The organism is Frankia umida (genome assembly GCF_023242945.1).
GTDB classification, from domain to species: Bacteria; Actinomycetota; Actinomycetes; order Frankiales; family Frankiaceae; genus Frankia; species Frankia umida.
The window spans coordinates 57,438-73,143 of sequence record NZ_JALKFT010000007.1 but is presented as its reverse complement, the minus strand read 5'-3'; the positions used below and the strand labels follow the sequence as shown (position 1 = coordinate 73,143).

The 15,706-nt window shown below is 71.9% G+C and carries 8 protein-coding genes; 6 read left to right on the top strand and 2 right to left on the bottom strand.

All coding sequences use genetic code 11. The annotated features are described in order from the left end of the window. Nucleotides 1-19 precede the first annotated feature (19 nt). Complete coding sequence (locus MXD59_RS09200; RefSeq protein WP_248824329.1) at nucleotides 20-2,467, top strand: acetyl/propionyl/methylcrotonyl-CoA carboxylase subunit alpha; 2,448 nt, start codon at nucleotides 20-22, stop codon at nucleotides 2,465-2,467. 76 nt (nucleotides 2,468-2,543) lie between these two features. Here the strand turns inward: MXD59_RS09200 and MXD59_RS09195 are convergent, their stop codons facing one another. After that, nucleotides 2,544-4,346: a toll/interleukin-1 receptor domain-containing protein gene (locus MXD59_RS09195; RefSeq protein ID WP_248824328.1), complete on the bottom strand. Its 1,803-nt coding sequence runs from the start codon at nucleotides 4,344-4,346 to the stop codon at nucleotides 2,544-2,546. 742 nt (nucleotides 4,347-5,088) lie between these two features. Here MXD59_RS09195 and MXD59_RS09190 point away from each other — a divergent pair. Beyond that, on the top strand, nucleotides 5,089-6,123 hold the full coding sequence (locus tag MXD59_RS09190) for a 4-hydroxybenzoate polyprenyltransferase (protein ID WP_248824327.1): 1,035 nt from the start codon (nucleotides 5,089-5,091) through the stop codon (nucleotides 6,121-6,123). A 6-nt stretch (nucleotides 6,124-6,129) separates the two neighbouring features. Here MXD59_RS09190 and MXD59_RS09185 read toward each other — a convergent pair whose 3' ends face one another. Then, nucleotides 6,130-8,823, bottom strand: a complete 2,694-nt coding sequence (locus MXD59_RS09185; RefSeq protein ID WP_248824326.1) for a tetratricopeptide repeat protein — start codon at nucleotides 8,821-8,823, stop codon at nucleotides 6,130-6,132. A 179-nt stretch (nucleotides 8,824-9,002) separates the two neighbouring features. Between MXD59_RS09185 and MXD59_RS09180 the strand changes: the two genes are divergently transcribed. The 4 genes from MXD59_RS09180 (at nucleotide 9,003) to MXD59_RS09165 (ending at nucleotide 15,704) form a co-directional block, all read left to right on the top strand. Next, nucleotides 9,003-11,048, top strand: coding sequence for an NAD-binding protein (locus MXD59_RS09180; RefSeq protein ID WP_248824325.1), 2,046 nt, complete (start codon nucleotides 9,003-9,005; stop codon nucleotides 11,046-11,048). A 317-nt stretch (nucleotides 11,049-11,365) separates the two neighbouring features. Beyond that, a complete protein-coding gene (gene aceA / locus MXD59_RS09175) occupies nucleotides 11,366-12,781 on the top strand; it encodes an isocitrate lyase (RefSeq protein WP_248824324.1) in 1,416 nt (471 codons plus the stop codon). Between the two features lie 187 nt (nucleotides 12,782-12,968). Continuing rightward, nucleotides 12,969-14,306, top strand: a complete 1,338-nt coding sequence (gene thrS / locus MXD59_RS09170) for a threonine--tRNA ligase (RefSeq protein WP_248824323.1) — start codon at nucleotides 12,969-12,971, stop codon at nucleotides 14,304-14,306. Nucleotides 14,307-14,513: 207 nt separating this feature from the next. Then, a complete protein-coding gene (locus MXD59_RS09165) occupies nucleotides 14,514-15,704 on the top strand; it encodes an acyl-CoA dehydrogenase family protein (protein WP_248824322.1) in 1,191 nt (396 codons plus the stop codon). Nucleotides 15,705-15,706: the final 2 nt, after the last annotated feature.

The window sequence follows — 15,706 nt, the reverse complement described above, 5'->3', positions numbered from 1 at the left end:
CGGTATCCATGATTCGGGCATGTCCGTCTCCTTCGCGTCGCCCGCCTCGGCGGTTGGTGCGGCACCGGGGGTGAGTGAGGCCGAGACGCCGCCGCCGGCCGCCGACGGTGCGGCTGCGGGCGCCATCACGTCTGTCCTGGTGGCGAACCGGGGGGAGATCGCGGTCCGGATCATTCGGACCCTGCGAGAGCTCGGTGTTCGGGCCATCGCGGTGTATTCCGACGCCGACGCCGATGCGCGCCATGTCCGTGAGGCGGAGGTGGCGGTCCGCCTCGGGCCGGCGCCGGCCCGCGAGAGCTATCTCAACATCGACGCGGTGCTCGAGGCGGCCCGGGTCAGTGGCGCCCGTGCGGTGCATCCGGGCTATGGCTTCCTCGCCGAGAACGCTGGCTTCGTGCGGGCGTGCGAGGCCGCCGGCCTCGTGTTCATCGGACCGGCGGTGACCGCGGTGGAGCTGATGGGCGACAAGATCGCCGCCCGGCGGACCGTGGCGGAGGTCGGCGTTCCCGTGGTGCCGGGCCGGTCGGTCCCGGGTATGGGCGATGCGGCCCTGGCGGAGGCCGCCGCCCAGGTCGGTTATCCGGTGCTGGTCAAGCCATCGGCGGGCGGGGGCGGCAAGGGAATGCGGATCGTGCGTGAGCCCGCGGAACTCGGGGCGGCGATCGCCTCCGCCCGCCGGGAGTCGGCCGCCGCGTTCGGTGACGACACCCTGTTCGTGGAGCGGCTGATCTCCCGGCCCCGTCACATCGAGGTGCAGGTTCTGGCGGACCGGCACGGCACGGTGCTGCACCTGGGCGAACGTGAATGCAGCCTGCAACGGCGCTATCAGAAGATCATCGAAGAGGCGCCGTCGCCGCTGCTGGACGAACGGACCAGAGCGCGGATGGGTGCCGCCGCCGTCGCCGTGGCGCAGGCGGTCGGCTATGTCGGCGCGGGCACGGTGGAGTTCATCATGTCGGCGGACGCGCCCGACGATTTCTACTTCATGGAGATGAACACGCGGCTGCAGGTGGAGCATGCCGTCACCGAGCTGGTCACCGGGGTGGACCTGGTCGCCGAGCAGATCCGGATCGCGGCGGGCGAGCCGCTGCTGTTCGGGCAGGCCGACGTGCGTACCGCCGGGCATGCGATCGAGGCCCGGGTCTACGCGGAGAACCCGGCGCGCGGATTCCTGCCGACCGGTGGGGACGTGCTCGACTTTCGCGAGCCGGCTGGTCCCACCCTGCGGGTCGACGCCGGCATCGCCACCGGTGACACGGTCGGCACGGACTACGATCCGATGCTTGCCAAGATCGTGTCCTGGGGTTCGGATCGGCGGGTGGCGTTGGCGCGTCTGGACGCGGCGCTGGCCCGCACGGTCCTGCTCGGAGTCGCCAGCAACATCGGATTCCTGCGGGCGTTGCTGGGACATCCCGACGTCCGCGCCGGTCGCCTCGACACCGGCCTGATCGAACGTGATCTCGGTGGGCTGGTCCAGGACGAGCCACCCAGCGAGGCCCTCCACGCCTACGCGCTGTTGCGGCTGCTCGCCCTGCAGCCGACCGGTGCGCTGGTCGACCCGTGGGAGGTGCCCTCCGGCTGGCGTCCCGGCGAGCCCGCCTGGCTGAGCTGGGATGTGCTGCTGCCGGCCACGGTGGCACCGGCGGGGGGCGCCGTGGCGTCGCCGATCCGGACCGGCCACGCGGAAGACACCGGTGTCAACGGTGCGTCAGCGCCGGTGGCGGTGGCGGCGGTCGCCGGGACGGCGGCGGTGAACGGGTCGGGCGAAGCGGCGCAGGGCGTGCCGCCTGGCCGTGCGACCCGGACCGTGCGGGTCTCGGCTCGAGGCACGCCCGCCGCGGCGAGGCTCCGCGTGGGCGAGGGGGCGCCGGTGGCGGGGTCCGTGCGGATCACGGGTGACGATCTGCTGGTCACCGTCGGATCGGTCACCACCAGGTGGGCCTTCGCATGGGGCCCGGGCGCGGGCGACGGACCGGGGCCGGTGCTGTGGCTCGGACGCGATGGACGGGCCTGGGGCTTCGAGCCGGCACCCATGTCGTCCAGCCGGCGGCGCGCCACGACGGACGGTGGGACGGCGCGCAGTCCGATGCCGGGGACGGTCGCCGCTGTTCTGGTGACCTCCGGCGAGAGGGTCGCCGCGGGAGCGCCGCTTGTCATCGTCGAGGCGATGAAGATGGAGCATCCGGTGACAGCCCCGGTCGCCGGCGTGGTCACCGACGTGCACGTCCACCGCGGCGATCAGGTCCGCCTCGACCAGGTCCTCGTGGTCGTCGCCGCGTCATCCCCCGACGGCCCGGTGCCAGGCCAGGTTCCGGTCCCGGTCCCAGGGCCAGGGCCAGGAACCGCGCTGGGAGCTGGGCTCGGAACGGGAGCGGATACCGGCGCGGGAGAGGGACGCCTCGCCGGTGTCGGGGACGGACGTTCCGGTGAGGTCGGCACACCCGAAGGACGCGCGGCGGCCGGCTGACAGCGACGCGCCGGCCGTCACGCGTCGACCCCGACCGGCGACCGGCCGACTGCCGACTGGCGGCCGGCGGCGGGGTTCAGCGGGGGAGGATCGCCGAGATACGGGCCAGGAGAGTGATCCTGGCTTCGTCCTCGCCGAGATCGACAAGATCGATGATGTCGACGCCGATGGTGGACGCGGCGGGTTCGGTGGCCTCGACCTGTACCGCGACCAGCTTGTTCGTCCTCCCCGCCGGGTTGTACGCGGTCCCCTCCTGGTCAAGGGAATGGGCGCGCGAGACGACGACGAGGGTGCGGGTCGGTGCGGCGTCCGCGTGCCGCGCGCGTCGCCCGTTGGTCCGGGTGCTGTCGGCTACGGCGACCCGCCAGCCGGCCTTCCGAAGGTGGTAGTGAATCCAGGCCGCCCAGGTCTGGTCAGTGGGCGCGTAGGAGATCACGATGTCGACGTCCGACGCCGGCCGCGATGCCAACCGGCCGGCCGGGGTGTCCGCGGGAGATGACGGCGGTGACGGCGGTGACGTGGTGGTGGCAGCTGGGTGAGGCGCGCCCGTGGCTGGTGCCGGCGGGTCGGTCGTCGGCGTCGGGGATGGCGGGGTGGTGACATCCCCGCTGGGTGCCGCGGGTCTGGATACGGCGCTCTGGTACGACGTCGGGGAGGCTGGCAGGGGGTGGCGTCCGAGGATGGCGGTGGCCGCGTTCGCGGCGAGACGCAGGAACCAGTCGCGGTCCTGCGGCCGGGTTGACGGTCTCACCATGCAGGTCAGGGCGCAGGCGAGCAGGGACAGCGGTACCTGGTCCCGCCAGTAGTCCACCAGAGAGACCTTGCGCGCCCAGTCCTCCGCGGCCTTTCGGGTGGCGCGGATGAACATCGCCAGCCAGCTGGGAAGCAGCTCTCCGGTGTTGCGCGGGTCGAGGAGCATCTCGATGGCGGCGGTGCGCCCCACCGGGCCGAGTTCGTTCAGTGTGCGGGCCAGCAGGTGAAGCACGAGGTGGGTGGGGTTACGGGTGAGCACCGCGTGGGCGGAGTACCGGGCGAGATCGATGAGCTGGTAGGACGTGCCCACGTCCTGCAGCGACATGGGCACGAGGATGTTCTCGATGTGCAGGTCGCCGTGCACCCGTCCGATGAACGTCGGCAGCACGATCGGGTCGTAGCGGTCGGTGTCGAACACCAGGCCGAACGGGTTCACCAGGGGCTGGTCCTCGTCCGCACAGGTCAGGGTGGTCCCGGTGTAGTCCTGGGCGAGCCTGGTGACGGCGCCCTGCGGGCCTGCGCGATGGTCGAGCTGGCGGCGCAGGATCGCCGGGACGGTGAGGTCGCGCAGTTGCGGCCGGCCGACCCAGTCGGTGAGGGTCGAGTCGACGACGGTGGCGCTGGCGGCGGCGAAGGCGGTGGCGGTGGCGGTCTGCTGGGCGCGGGGGAACTGGGGACTCTGGCCGTTGACCGGGATCGGAAGTCCGCCGAGCGGGCGGCGCGGTGGGTGCAGCACGTCGTGCAGCACGGTCTGCAGGGTGACCATGTCCGACAGGCTGCCGCCCGCGACCCGCTGGAAGATGAACCACCACCCGTTGTCGCCGGAGACCGGGGCGCGTATCAGCTCGGCGAGATGGGCGTCGGCGAAGACCTTGTCGTGGTTCAGGGCGTCCTCGTGCAGGGCGAACTCGCCGGGGCGGGAGTCACCGGTGGCCTGGTAGACCTTCATGATGACCAGCTCGGCCCCGCGGAAGCGGTGATGCTCGATCACGGCGGCGATGACGGCCGAGGACCGCCCGTTCGTCAGCCACCGGTCGAGGGTGAAGCTGATGCCAGACGTGGCGCACCACTGTTCCAACGCATCGGCCGCGGCCGGATCGAGCCTTTCCCGCAGCCGCTTGTCCATGCAGGGAGAATACTGCCCGTCCGGGCTGATCTCGAACCGGACCGGGAGATGCCACGCGCCACGGCGCTATGTGCCGCGGGGAAATCCATGAACAGGAACCGGGCATTGTCCGGACCTGTACGTCACCCCTGTCCGACGTTGTCCGGATCTACCGCCATCCCCTTTGCGAAAAGCCCGACTCGCGGTTGTCTTGGTGAGGCCGGACGAACGTGGTCTCGCCCACCTGATGGTCTGCTCCCGCGTCGCACTCGCGGGGAGGTGGGCGGAGCCGCCGACTCCGGGCTGTCGCCGAAGCGGGCCTTTCGTCGGGGGGAGGCCCGCTTCGGCGTTTCAGCGCGCCGTCGTGGTGTCGTGGCCTGTGACGTGCGATGTGCGTGCTGGAGGGAGGCCGCGGCGCCGGGGTGAGGCCGGGTGCCAGAGCGGACCGAACAGGCGAACCGTAACGCATGGTGATTTACTGGCCTGGAATTCGTGGATGTGCTTCGGCGCGGGCGTGCCGGATCTCGACATCTGGTCGTGGACTGTGCACGGAAAGCTGCCTGTACGACGTTGTACGGCGATCCGCGGGGGGCTTGTTCGCAGCGGCGAGAATGAGTTTATCTCGACAGACTGCGATCGTTTGTGAACGCAGCGCTTCACCGGGTGCGAGAGATGATCGTGAGGTCCTATGGGGGGAACCCGCGATGCGGGTGTGCCACGACCTGGCCGGCCGGGGCCGGGTCGGTTCGCGGACGCGAGGGCGTTGACGCGACCGGCCCTGGCTCTTGCCGATGCCGTCCCGTTCGCCGCCGGGGGGCTGGCCGTCGCACATCCGCGGGTCGTCACCGTGCTGCTGCTGTCGCTCGCCGGTCTGCTGGTCTCGACGCACGGCCGGCTGCTGGACGCCCTCGACGGCCTGCCCGGTGACCGGATCAATCCGATCCGGCGGGCCAGCCCGCTGGTGCGGGGGCAGGTGAGCCCGGTCGTCGTCGCGATGGCCGCGGCGGCGGCGGGCCTGGCGGTGACGATCGGGGCGCTGCTGCTGGTACCCACGGTGACCCACGGGCTCGGGTTCGCCGGGCTCGTCGTGCTGCGGACGCTTCAGGTCACGGCACGCCGGGTCACGGCGGCACCGACGGCGAGGGCCATGGTCAGGGTGGCCCAGTGGCTGGCCGACGCGGTGGTACCCACGCTCGCACCGGCCGCCGGGGTGCCCCTGGGGGTGCTCGCCGCCGGTGGACGGCCCGGGGTGGAGGCGTTCGTGCTGGCCGCGGGCTTCGCGTTGGGCGCCGCTGTCACCGGGGCCACCGTGGTCGGCCTGCGGGACCTGCCCATCGACCGACTCACGGGACGGCTCACCACCGCACTGATCACCGGGGTGCGGCTACGGCGACCGAACGGATTCGTCTTTCCGTCCCGTTACGTGATGCTGGTCTGCGCGGCGCAGGCGGGGCTGCTGATCGCCGTGGCCGTGGTGGTGGGATTCGGCCTCGCCGACGATCCGGGCACCCCGACGGCGGGCCACGGTCTGGCGGCCTGTTCCGCGCTGGCCGCGGCCCTGGTCGCGGCGATCGGACTGGTCCATCTGCTGCGTTCGGGTGCGCCCGGCCTGGATCCGGTGCAGCGGCGTCCGCCGTCGCCGCCCGGCGCCGGATTCACGCTGATGAACCTGCTGGCCTGCCACCTGGCGGCCATCGCCTGGCTGTTGACCACCCCCGGCGCGCTGCCGTGGTGGACGTCCCCGCCGGTTCTCGTCGGCTGGGCGCTGACCGCGGCGATGTGGGTCCGGCCCCGCTGACCGGGATCAGGAGGCCTCGGCGGTGGCCAGTCCCGCGAGGGTCGCGGTGGTGGCGTGCTGGGGGCCGAGGACCCGCAGGCTGCGTTGGTGGGCGGCCAGGTAGCCGGCCCGGGCGGCGGGCGCCAGCCGTCCCCGCCGCCGTTCGACCTCGCCGTAGAGGCCGACGGCTGCCAGCGCCCGCGGATGATCCGGTCCGAGTACCTCCTGGCAGGTCGTGACCAGTGCCTGGGCGTGGTCGGCGGCCCGCTGCGCGGCACCGCTGCGCAGCGCCAGCCGGGTCAGATGCGCCAGGGTGACCAGCGTCGCCGGGTGGGTCGGACCGAGGATGTCGCCACGTGCCGCCCACACCGCGTGCAACATCTCCTGTGCCTCGTCGAGCTGGCCCAGCTCGGCGAGCACATCACCGATGTTGTTCCGGGTGGTGAGTGTGTCGCGGTGGGTGGCGCCAAGGGTGGGCACGCGACGCTCGAGGGTCAGTTTCAGCAGCTCCAACGCCTCGGTGAAATGGCCGAGTTCCCGCAGCGTCCGGGCCAGATAATGCTGCGTCGTCAGGGTGTCGGCATGGCTGGCGCCGAGTAGTCGGACCCGGGCGTCCAGAACCCGGCGGAATCCGGGCTCGGCGTCGGCCTGCCGCCCGAGCGCCGCCATCACCCGGTACAGGTCATGCTCGGCGGCCAGCACGTCGGCGTGTTCGGCACCGAGCGACGGGCGACCCATCGCCAGCACCGTCTCGTAGGTGGCGACGGCCTGGGTGGGATAGCCGGTCGCGCGCAGGAACCGACCGCCCCGCGTGGCGGCGACGAGCAGTTCCGGCGGTAGCCGCAGCCCGGCGCGGACCGCATCCGGGATGTCGGCGAGCAGACCCAGGGCCGCGTCCCAGTGCGCGCGCAGCCGCGCCCACCAGGCCCAGTGCTCGGGATCGCGCGGGTCGAACCGGGTGGCTCGGGCCAGCAGCGCGGTGACGGCCTCCAGGTAGTCCTCGGGCCGCTCGCCGTACACGGCGTGGCGCCGGAAACTGTCCTGGACGAGCGGGTGCAGCCAGATCTGCCACTGCGCCGGAGTCGCGTCCGAAACCGGAGCCGCCGCGGCCGAGGAGCCGTTGTCACTGGGCCGCACGGGACGGACCGGTGTGGTCGTCGAGGGCGGCGGGGACGGCACGAGTTCGATGAGGCCCTGGCCGGCGAGGGCGTCCAACAGATCCCACACCTGGGTCGGTCCCAGCTTCCCGAGCAGCGGGCCGGTGCTCAGCGTCGCGGGATCCAGCAGTTCCAGCGGGATGAGGTCGCATCCGAAGCAGGCGAGCAGGGTCAGCAGCGGGCGGGCTGCGGGTCGTCCCTGGTCGGTGAGGACCTGCAGGGACAGCTCCCAGGTGGGGCCGACCAGCGCACGTTCGCGGTCACGGCCGGTGGTCCGCAGCGAGGCGCCGTCGAGGGCGGGGGAGGTCCCGTCGAAGTCCGGCAGGACCGGCCCCGCTCCGCCAGCGCGCAGGACCTGCTCGTAGGCCAGGTAGGTGCGTGGCACCTCCTGATCGCCGAAGTGCGCCGGCATCCGCGCGGTGCGGGCGAGGAAACGGCCGGCGAACCCGAGTGCCAGCGGGAGCCCGCCGAGGCGACGTCCCAGCGTCCGCGCCTCGGCCGTCGAACCGGCGCCCGGGCCGGCGAGGGTGCGCAGCGCCGCGCCGGCGTCCTCGTCGGCCAGGACCCGAACGGGATGGAGCGTGACCCAGCGCCCGTCGGGGCTGTCGGGGCTGTCGTCCTCGTGGGGGCCGGCCTCGGCCGGCCAGGCGGACCTGTCCCGGGTGGTGACGACCACCATGCCGCGGGTGTCATCCAGCCGGCGCAGCCATCCGCTGCCGTCGAGAAGTTCGCCGCCGGGCAACGCCAGCTGGGCCGCCGGATCATCGACGTTGTCGATCACCAGCAGCCATGGCTCGTCCAGCGCACGCAGGTAACGCCACACCAGGTCGGGAAGGCTGGCATTGCGCAGTTCGTGGCGGGTCGCGCCGAGTTCCACCGCGAGCGCCGCCATGGCCGCCGGCACCGTCGCGGCCGTCGTGACACCGATCCACCAGGTCCGGATCGCGCGTCGACGTGCCCGGTCGGCCAGGGCCAGGGCGACGGTGCTCTTGCCGATCCCACCCATCCCGTACAGAACGTGCACCCCACCGTGGCCGGCGTCGGCCGGATCGCCCGCGGCCGCGGGCAGGTGGGTCGAGAGCCGGGTGAGGATGTCCTCGCGGCCGAACAGTGTGCCGATGCGGTTCAGCCGGGCGACCGGAGGCGCGACGGTGATCGTCGCGGCGAACTCGCCGGCTCCGGTGCCCTCTCCCTCGTCCCGGTAGTCCCGGTTATCGCGGCTGTCTCGGCTGTCTCGGACGGAGCCGCCGTCAGGGCGCGGGTCGGCGCTGTGTTCCTCGTCGGCCGGGCGGGCGCGGCGCAGGCGCATCCAGGTGGCCGTCCACTGTTCGAGTTCGGCCTCGTCGGACACACCGCAGGCGCGCAGCATGTCGGTGAGCAGGTCTGCTGGCTGCAGGCCGGGTAGATGCGCACCGCTGAAGTAACCACCGGCGGTGCTGGCCGGAATCCGCACCCGCTGCGCGACGGCGCGGATGCTGAGCCGGGCTCGGAGTCGCACGCTGGTCAGCGCGCGGCCGAATTCGACGTTTGTCGTGATAGCTGCCAGATCAATCGACTCAGACACGCGTACATACCCCAGAAACGAGAGTAGCAGACCGTGGTGGTTTACCTGCACCAATATGCCGTGGCCTGACGTGTGGGGATAGCAGGGTCCGAAAAGCGACAGCGACCACCCGCCCCGACGATGCTCCGTCCACCCGCCAGGGGCCATCATGCGACACTGACCCGCTGCTGAGGAGGGATATGCGGACGGCTTCAGGGGAGCCCGTCGAGGGTGCCCGGGACCGTGCCGACGAGGCCGGGTCCGCCGATGATCCCGGGCCGTCCGATGGTGTCGGGCCGTCCGATGGTGCCGGGGTGCCGGTCGGGCAGGTGATCGTGGTCGGACTGGAGGGCCTTGGGCGGCTCGGGCTGCGGCTGGTCGAGCAGCTGCGGGACTCCGGTGTCGGCGTGGTCGGGGTGGACGACCGGGTGACCTCGGTGGCGCGTCGCCGCCTCGAACGGCTCGGGGTGCGCCTGGTGCTGGAAAGCCCACACGCCCCGGACGTGTTGCGTGAGGTCGGTGTCGCGCGGGCCCTGGCGGTGGTGGTCTGCCACGAGACCGACCTGGAGACGCTGCAGACGGCGCTTGTCGTCGCGGAGGTGGCGCCGCGGGTCCGTCTGGTCGTCAACGTCAACAACGCGCAGCTCGGTGATCAGCTGGCGGACGCGCTGGGGCAGGCCCGGGTGCTGAATCTGGCTGTACTCGCCGGGCCGAGTTTCGTCGAGGCCTGCATACGCTCCGCCGTCACCCACGCGTTCACGATGGGCGCCCGGGCTGACGCCGAGGTGTTCGCCGTCATCGAGGAGGAGATCTCCGGACGGGGCGCGTTCCGGGCCCGTTACGGCGATCTCACCCCCATCTCGTTGCGCCGGGCCGGTGAACGCCGCGGTGAGGTCTGCCCGCCGCGGGACACCCCGCTGCATCCGGGCGACCGGCTGACCGTCCTGGGTCGGCTCGCCGAGTTCGACGAACGCGGCATGGAGGTCTCCGGCCTGCACGACGCGCGGCTGTTCGCGACCCTCGGACATCGCGGTCACGGCGCTGGCGTGGGCAGCGCCGCCTCGTCGGGTCGGCCCTCGTCGGGTGACGGGCTGGCGAGGATGTCGGGCCGGCCGCGATCGCGGCGCGGTGGTCTGCGGTGGGTCAGGGACCTGGTGGCCTCGGTCCGGGGCGAGCTGGACCGGCCGTTTCGACTGGCGATCAGCGTCGTGCTGGCCATCATGGTCACCAGCACGGTGGTTCTGTCGCTGACCTACACCGACAACAACAGTGCCGCGCCGGCGAACTTCGGGCCGGTCGACGCGCTCTACCTGACGGTCGAGACGATGGTCACCGTTGGCTACGGAGACTTCAACTTCGGCGCCGCGGACCATTGGCTACAGATCTTTGGTATCGGGTTGATGCTGTTCGGGGCGTTGTCGATCGCCGTGGTCTACGCGTTCATCACCAATGTCATCATCAGCCGGCGGCTGGAACGGGCGCTGGGCCGTGGACGGGCCGGAGCCGTCCGTGACCACGTGGTGCTGTGCGGTCTGGGTTCGGTCGGTGTCGCCACCATGGACGGGCTGCTCCGGGCCGGCCGTCAGGTCGTCGTCATCGAACGGGACGAGAACAACCGTTACCTCCCGGTCGCGCGGGAACGATCCGTACCGGTGATCATCGGGGATGCGACGGTGCGCTCGACGCTGCTCGAGGCCGGTCTCGCGCACGCGACCACGATCGCGGCGCTCACCAGCGATGGTCTGGCGAATCTGGAGGCGGTGCTGTCCGCGCGGGAGGCCCACGACGAGCTGCGCGGTGGCCGGGGCGCCGCGGACGAGCTTCGGGTGGTGCTGCGGACCGTCGACACGACCATGGCGGACGAGGTCGAGCGCCGGTTCGGGATTCACACCGCGCGCAGCGCCGCCGACCTCGCCACGCCGTACTTTGTCGGGGTCGCGCTCGGGTACGACGTGCTGAGCACCTTCTACGTGGATCGGACACCGTTTCTGGTGGCCCGGATGACCGTGCGTGGCGGCGGTCACCTGGTCGGCCCGACGCTGCAGGAGCTGGCCACCGGCACCCGGGTGCTCGCGGTGCGCCCGGCGTCCGCGGCGGATGCGGCGAACTCCCGGCCCGGTCGGCACACGCGGCTGTGTGCGGGCGACGCGCTGCTTGTCGTCGGGCCGGTCACCCGCATCGTCGACATGGTGCGTCGTAATCAGGCGGGCGGCCTGGAGGCCGCCGCCGAGTTCTCGGGGCCCTGACGGCGTCGAGGATCCTTCTGGTCGGGGTCCTCCTGTTCGGGGGATATCTGGTTCGCGGCCAGGGCTTCAATCCTGGAATCAACCGAATGGCGGTCGGATCCCGCCGAACACGGTCTGTTGCGCTGGGTGCCGCTGGGGAATGTTCCGGTCAGTTTCCGTGACCAGGATGCCGCGACGAGAAGCGGACCCGCGCGGATGCGGGCGCATACCCACCAACGCAGGGCAGGGGGGCCGACATGGCCGAGAACAGGACAGTCGGGACCGGACGGGCCGGGCATGACGCTGGCAGGACGACCCGCCCGGCACGAACGACCGGGATGGCCGGAGCCTCTCCGGTGGCGGGGACGCGGGCGGTCGGCGCCGACGGCGGGGATCGGGGCGAGCGCGAGCTGGCCCGCTGTTGGGACGACGATCCGCGGTGGGCCGGTGTCAGCCGCACCTACACCGCACATGACGTGGTGCGGCTGCGCGGAAGCGTCGTCGAGGAACACACACTGGCCCGGCTCGGCGCCGAGAAGCTGTGGCGGTCGCTGCACGAGTCCGACTACGTCCAGGCGCTGGGTGCGCTGACCGGTAACCAGGCCGTCCAGCAGGTCCGGGCGGGGCTGCGGGCGATCTACCTGTCCGGTTGGCAGGTGGCGGCTGATGCGAACCTGGCCGGGCAGACCTATCCGGACCAGAGCCTCTACCCGGCCAACTCGGTGCCGGCGGTCGTCCGGCGGATCAACAACGCGCTGTTGCGCGCGGACCAGATCGCCTGCGCCGAGGCGGTCCATGCCTCGAGCACGGTCATTCCCGCCCCTGCCGCCGCCCCCGCGGTTCCCTCCGCGGGCAGGAGCAACTCGTCCGGCAGGGCTTCCGGTGCCGGCGCGGGGACGGACTGGCTGGTGCCCATCGTCGCCGATGCCGAGGCCGGGTTCGGCGGGGTGCTGAACGCCTACGAGCTGATGACCGCGATGATCGCCGCTGGGGCCGCCGGCGTGCACTGGGAGGACCAGCTCGCCGCGGAGAAGAAGTGCGGCCATCTGGGTGGGAAGGTGCTCGTCCCGACCGGCCAGCACATCCGAACGCTCAATGCGGCCCGGCTCGCCGCGGACGTCGCCGGCGTCCCCACGATTGTCATCGCGCGCACCGACGCGCAGGCGGCGACGCTCATCACCAGTGACGTGGACGAGCGTGATCGTCCGTTCGTCACCGGCGAGCGCACCCCGGAGGGTTTTCATCGGGTGCGGGCGGGTCTGGCGCCGTGCATCGCCCGCGGCCTCGCCTATGCTCCGTACGCGGACCTGCTGTGGATGGAGACGTCCACACCGGATCTCGAGATCGCCCGTCGGTTCGCGGAGGGAATCAAAGCGCGTTTCCCCGACCAGCTGCTTGCCTACAACTGCTCACCGTCGTTCAACTGGCGGGCGCATCTTGATACCGCGACCATCGCCAGGTTCCAGCGGGAGCTCGGGCAGATGGGCTACGCGTTCCAGTTCATCACGCTCGCCGGGTTCCACGCGCTGAACCACTCGATGTTCACCCTCGCCCACGGCTATGCCCGCGACGGCATGACCGCCTACGTCGAACTGCAGGAACGCGAGTTCGCCAGCGAGGCCGACGGCTACACCGCCACCCGCCACCAGCGTGAGGTCGGCACCGGCTGGTTCGACCTGGTCAGCGCCGCGGTCAACCCCTCCTCGGACACCATGGCCCTGCGCGGGTCCACCGAGGAGAGCCAGTTCGCCTGAAAACCGGGTGGACGATGCGCGCGGCCGTGGTTACCGTGACCGCCGTGAAGCGCGCTGATGCCCTCGTGACGACGCCGGAGTCCGTCCCGGCGCGCTGACACGTTGACGTCCAGCCGAAGCCCCGGGGCGAGTGCCCCGGGGCTTCGCCATGTGGGCACTCGCCTCGCCCGTCCGCGAGGAGACCGCGATGCCCGATCACCACCCCGGCCCGACCCACCCCGCCGGCCCGACCCGTTCCACCGACCCGACCCGTTCCACCGGCTCGGCGCGACCCGCGGGTTCGGCCCGTTCCGTTGGCGAGGGGGCGTCCTACGATCATCGACGGGTGGGGCGGGAACTGGGACTGTTCGACACCGATCCGTTGATCGGGGCGGGCCTGCCGTACTGGCTGCCGGCTGGGGCGGCCGTCCGACGGGCGCTGGAGGAGTACGTCCGTGACGCGGAACGGCGGGCCGGATATCAGCATGTCTACTCGCCGGTGCTCGGGAAACGGGAACTCTACGAACTGTCCGGACACTGGTCGCATTACCGCGACGAGATGTACCCGCCGATGGAGGTGGGCGCGGAGCAGCTCGTCCTGCGGCCCAGCCTGTGCCCGCATCATGCGCTGATCTACCGGTCGCGCGGGCGTAGCTATCGTGAACTGCCGCTGCGGCTCGCCGAACTCGGCGGGATGTTCCGGTCGGAACTGTCGGGCGTCCTGGGTGGCCTGGCGAGGGTCCGGGCGATCCAGCTCAACGACGCGCACATCTTCGCCACCGTCGACCAGGTCGCGCGGGAAGCGGCGGCGGCGCTGGGGATGATCCGGGCGGCGTACGCGGCCATGGGAGTGGTGCCCGTCCGGTACCGGCTGTCGCTGCCGAGCGAGGGTGGCAAGTATGTCGCGGCGCCGCGGCTGTGGGAACGGTCGACCGCGCTGCTGCGGGAGGTGCTGGACGGCGCCGAGGTCGCGTACGAGGCTGTGGCCGGGGAGGCCGCCTTCTACGGGCCCAAGATCGATGTTCAGGTCGCCGACGCCGCCGGACGGGAATCGACCCTGTCCACCATCCAGATCGACTTCTACCAGCCGGAGCGGTTTGACCTGCGCTACACCGGTGCGGACGGCGAACAGCATCGTCCGGTGATGATTCACCGCAGCATCATCGGTTCGCTGGAACGGGCCGTGGCGTTCCTGCTGGAACGCCACGGCGGGGCCCTTCCCAGCTGGCTGGCGCCGGTCCAGGTGATGATCCTCCCCGTCACCGAGGCCGAACTCGCCCCCGCCGCCGCCCTGGCCCGCCGCTGCCTCGAACCCGAGGTCGACCTGCGGGCCGAGATCTGCGCACCGGACCGAGGCTCGCTCGGTGCTCGTATCCGCGCCGCTCGCCACGTGCCCTACCAGGCTGTGGTCGGCCCAACCGAGGCCGCCGCCGGCCACGTCGCCCTGCGCCTGCGCGACGGCCGTCGCCTCGCACCCGGACCCGCCGAGGCGGCGCTGCGCGCGATTCGCGCGGCTGCCGCGTCGCAGCGAGCCCAGCCTGGATGAGGCCATCCGATCGCTCGCCGAGTTCGCCGGTGGTCGAAACGGCGGGTCGAACCTGGCGGGGCCCTCCTTCCTCGGGTGGGGGCGGAAGGGATCGTGCTAGCGTCCGGGCGGTCGCTGGTGGTGACGGGTGCCACCCTCGACCGCCGGTGATGGATGCGGGGCGTCCGGGTGCGGTCGGTCAGGTGAGGGTCGGACGGGAGGTGTGCCGTGCCGGACACGGGGCTCAGTGACGAGCAGGAGGCGCTGCGGCGTTCGGTCGCCGAGTTCGCCCGGGAGGTGGTCGCACCGGTGGCCGCGCACCATGACGAACAGCGGTCGTTCCCGTACGAGGTCGTCGCGGCGATGGCGAGGATGGGGCTGTTCGGACTGCCGTTTCCCGAGCGGTACGGCGGGATGGGTGGCGATCTGTTCTCCCTGTGCCTGGCGATCGAGGAGCTGGCCCGGGTCGACTCGTCGGTGGCGATCACCCTGGAGGCCGGCTGCGGGCTCGGCGCGATGCCGATCTACCGGTTCGGCACCGAGGAGCAGCGGCAACGGTGGCTGCCGGCGTTGTGCGCGGGGGAGGCCCTGGGCGCCTTCGGCCTGACCGAGCCGGAAGCCGGTAGTGACGCGGGCGGCACCCGAACGTCCGCCGAGCTGGTGGACGGCGCCTGGGTCGTCAACGGGTCGAAGTCGTTCATCACGAACTCCGGTACCGACATCACCCGGCTTGTCACCGTGACCGCCCGGACCAGCCCGGCGTCCAGCCCGTCCGGCCGGACGAGTCCGTCCGGTGGCGGCGGTGGGCCGCCCAGGGAGATCAGTGCGATCGTGGTGCCGGTGCCCAGCGCCGGGCTCGAGGTGGGGCCGGCGTACTCGAAGGTGGGCTGGCATGCCAGCGACACCCATCCGCTGACACTGACCGACGTGCGCGTACCCGCGGACCATCTGCTCGGGGAACGGGGCCGCGGCTACGCGAACTTCCTCGCGATCCTCGCCGAGGGCCGGATCGCGATCTCGGCGCTGGCCGTGGGCCTGGCCCAGGGCTGCGTGGACGAGTCGGTCGCCTACGCCCGCAGCCGCCGCGCCTTCGGCCAGCCGATCGCGTCCCATCAGGGGATCGCTTTCATGATCGCCGAGATGGAGGCGCGCACCCACGTCGCCCGCACCGCCTACTACGACGCGGCGGCCCGGGTCCTCGCCGGCCGGCCGTTCGCCAAGGAAGCCGCGATCGCCAAGCTGGTCAGCAGCGCCGCCGCCGTCGACAACGCCCGCGACGCCACCCAGATCCACGGTGGCAACGGGTTCATGAACGAGTATCCGGTCGCCCGGCACTGGCGGGACAGCAAGATCCTCGAGATCGGTGAGGGCACCAGCGAGATCCAGAAGCTCCTCATCGCCCGTCACCTGGGCCTGTGACC